Source organism: Thermoactinomyces daqus, assembly GCF_000763315.1.
In the GTDB taxonomy this organism is placed as follows: domain Bacteria; phylum Bacillota; class Bacilli; order Thermoactinomycetales; family Thermoactinomycetaceae; genus Thermoactinomyces_A; species Thermoactinomyces_A daqus.
This window is the reverse complement of the sequence record NZ_JPST01000068.1, coordinates 1-3,209: the sequence shown is the minus strand read 5'-3', so window position 1 is coordinate 3,209 and position 3,209 is coordinate 1. Positions and strand designations below refer to the sequence as shown.

The 3,209-nt window shown below is 37.6% G+C and carries 4 protein-coding genes and 1 pseudogene; all 5 read left to right on the top strand.

Going from position 1 to position 3,209, the window contains the following annotated elements:
- Window positions 1-452: 452 nt before the first annotated feature.
- The 5 genes and pseudogenes from JG50_RS0117570 to JG50_RS19605 all read left to right on the top strand — a co-directional run bounded on the left by JG50_RS0117570 (window position 453) and on the right by JG50_RS19605 (window position 3,194).
- Window positions 453-707 carry a DUF7660 family protein gene (locus JG50_RS0117570; RefSeq protein WP_181735452.1) on the top strand — a complete coding sequence of 85 codons (255 nt, stop codon included), beginning with the start codon at window positions 453-455 and terminating at the stop codon, window positions 705-707.
- 117 nt (window positions 708-824) lie between these two features.
- Window positions 825-1,662: pseudogene (locus tag JG50_RS20820) on the top strand (transposase); the annotation flags it as partial.
- Between the two features lie 121 nt (window positions 1,663-1,783).
- Complete coding sequence (locus tag JG50_RS0117550) at window positions 1,784-2,383, top strand: hypothetical protein (RefSeq protein WP_181735451.1); 600 nt, start codon at window positions 1,784-1,786, stop codon at window positions 2,381-2,383.
- The gene (locus JG50_RS0117545) at window positions 2,341-2,715 is read left to right on the top strand and encodes an immunity 22 family protein (protein WP_033102409.1); all 375 of its coding nucleotides are present in this window, start codon (window positions 2,341-2,343) and stop codon (window positions 2,713-2,715) included. Before JG50_RS0117550 ends, JG50_RS0117545 begins: the two co-directional genes overlap by 43 nt.
- A gap of 272 nt (window positions 2,716-2,987) precedes the next feature.
- Entirely contained in the window at window positions 2,988-3,194 is a 207-nt protein-coding gene (locus tag JG50_RS19605) for an Imm6 family immunity protein (RefSeq protein ID WP_309485187.1), read from the top strand.
- Window positions 3,195-3,209: the final 15 nt, after the last annotated feature.

The window sequence follows — 3,209 nt, the reverse complement described above, 5'->3', positions numbered from 1 at the left end:
AGTGGCGAAAATCCAAAGAAAACCCTCAGCCAAAAGTCACACGCATAAGTTGAACGCCGACTTTTTCTGACCGTGGAAATTTACACATAATTTTGGACTTGATCAATACTTAACCCAAGAGATATCAGATTTATGCAGAGTACTGTAGTAATAAAACCGGTGATTATACAGTACTGAATAACGCCAAGACATTCTCTCAAGACCCTTCTAAGATATTTGAACTTCCACCTATAAGGGTTTGGCAAGATGGAAAAGGTAACATATGGACACTAGACCATAGAAGGCTAGCGGCAGCAAGACTTGCAGGTATTAAAGAGATTCCAGTTCAGTGGGTTTCAAAAGACGAGGTTTACAAAGATGCATGGAAATTCACTACAAAAGTGGACGGTAAATCTGTTGTACTAAAAATTGGAGATGGCTCGACGCAAGTTATTAAATAGGAGGAGTTAACATTGGGGATTCAGGATATGTTAGAGAAGGTTGAGAATAAGGATGATTTTATAAAGTTTATTTCTCTTTTGGTAAAAGATTTAAAACAAAACTCAAATGATTGGGTAAATACAAGCCTTGAAGATTATTTAAATGGGATCGCATCATGGGTTGAAGATGTGGATGGACTAATTACTGACCCAAGCGAAGATTTCACAGAGGGTATTGATTGGAATTTTGTTGCTACAATTTTATTTGCAGGAAGTCGTTATGAGTAATGACTTCCTGGTAGATTAAAATACAGAAGTTTGTCGGCGAAGTCTGTTACCGCAGACAGGTCGACAAGCTTTTTTTTGAATCATATTAGTAGAAAATTATAAAATGGGGGATTCCTTTTGTTATCTAAACATGGAAAAGGCAGTCGAAACCAACTTGAGATCATCACATTAGATGATTTTTAGTACCTGCGGACCATTAGGTTCGAAAGATTGAAGACAGATTGATTTTGACTTTATCTATGACCTTGTTGAAGACTATTATTGCCTTGACAATGGGAGACCCAGTGTTGATCAGTCTTCTTAATTAAAATGGCATTGATCCAATATTTATTTGGCATTCGATCCATGAGCCAAACCATTAAGGAGATTGAAACCAATGTGGCTTATCGTTGGTTTCTTGGTTATGGACTCACAGAAAAAATCCCCCATTTTTCAGTTCGGAAAGAATTAAGTCCGTTCGCTTTCAAGACACGGATCTATTTGAAATGATTTTTAATCACATTTTACAAGAAGCTATGAATCATGGTTTTGTCAATCCAGAAGTCATCTTTATTGATTCAATACATGTGAAAGCCAATGCAAATAAAAAGAAATATGTTAAGAAGCTGGTTCGAGCGCAGGCCCGAACCTACCAAGAGCAACTTGAGGATGAAATCATCCAGAATTGATTGGCTTATGGAAAAAAGATATTGACTCCCAAAACGGACATTGAAATTAAAGAGGTTAAGGAAAGCACAACTGATCCGGAAAGCGGGTATTTTGTCAAAAATGAACGACAGCGAATTTTTACTTATTCCTTTCATACTGGCTTTGATCGGAATTGCTTTGTCTCGGGAGCCATTGTAGAGCAGGTAATGTCCATGATATCCGGGGTTTTCCATCTCTTTATGAACGGATCAAAACAACTGTTACTCAGCGAACAGCTGTTGCTGATGATGCTGGTTATAAAACTCCTTAGTCGGCATATGAAAAAAATCTCGCGCGTAAATCAAAAGAAGGAAAGCCACCAAGAGACTGCTTGTGATTTGGCCAAAAGTAAATATGGCATTGAAATAAGGTTCAGGGAGGAATAAATCGTGCAGGTCTCACCAGAAATGCAATTACCACCGGAGATCAGAGCAGCATTGGAGAAGATTGATTTTATTAACAGGTACAAAAACATTTCTGCGAAATATGACTTTGACGAAGAATTTGATTATGATAATGATAAAGCTTTGAGGATATTTACTGAATTAGGTTATCCGGCCCGATATGACAAAAGGGAAAATTTCTTTCAAATTGTAGAGGAATACCCTCCTTTTCAATTTAAATTCAATATTTCTCTCAGATATGCACTTTTGGAGTTTATCTGGGCAGTTTGGAAGAATGGAGAGTTACTGATTGGTGATCCATGGAACTGGTTAAAGCAGTTATTGGATGGTACAGACGAACGTTTCAGAGCAGCCGGATTCCGCAATTACGATGATTTAAGGGAAGTATTGAAAGAAGCGTTTGATATGTATGAGGATTTCAAACGGGGGTGTTGCTGGAAACCACTGATTCTGAATAATTATATTCCCCGGGCGACCCATATCGCCCTTTTTTTGTTTTGGCATTTATTTCAAATAGCAGGAAAGCCAAGGAGGAACATTCTTTGGAGAAGGAAGGATATGTATCATTGTTTATTGGTAACTTAAGTTCGTTTGAAGAACTCGAAAACTATGTGATGCAAAGTTATACGGAAGACGGGAATTTGGTCAATTCGGAATTCGGGAAGGATTTTAACATTGAATATTACGATGACGATTTTAGAGAAGTAGAGTTTCACAATGAACCATCGAGGGATTTGCGAGTTATTCTTAAGAGCTTTTCATATGATGAAAAAATAATTCCTGAATTTATCGGGATTTGCGGTGAGCATCTGGACCAGGAAGCGAATTCAGTTATTTTACTTTATAACTTTGACTATGATGGAAACGTAAAAGAATCAAAGCAGTTTCGATTTTTAGGAACGTTACAATATAAGTAAATGTATAATGATCCAAACGATGAACTTAAAGTATTGTAATCCAGTTGAAAAAATATATAAAGCCAAGACCGGAGCAATTGATCACCCCACATGGGAAGGAGTCCAATAGGCGGTTAAATCCTTGGATGAAGGCCATTTGTTTTAACAATTTTCCTGGTGGGATACGAATTGCCAACTTTTATCTGACGAAAATGAGGATAACACCATGAAGTGGTACGAGAATGTGAATGCCGATGCCCGGGTCGCTTATTTATTGGCATTGACCGAAAAAAATTGATCAAATCGACAATGAAGAAGGGGATAGACAAACGAGGAAAACAATGGACATATGCTGGGATTGGGTAGAAGAGAAGAAACAAGGTGGAGATGCGCTTTATGATAAGTTAGTGAATGAAGACGATTCAGAAGTGGGAATTTATATTCAGTTTACGGATGATCCACAGCAGGAGACAATATGGCTTTGTGTCGTCTATGCTTAATGAACCCCAAAAGTC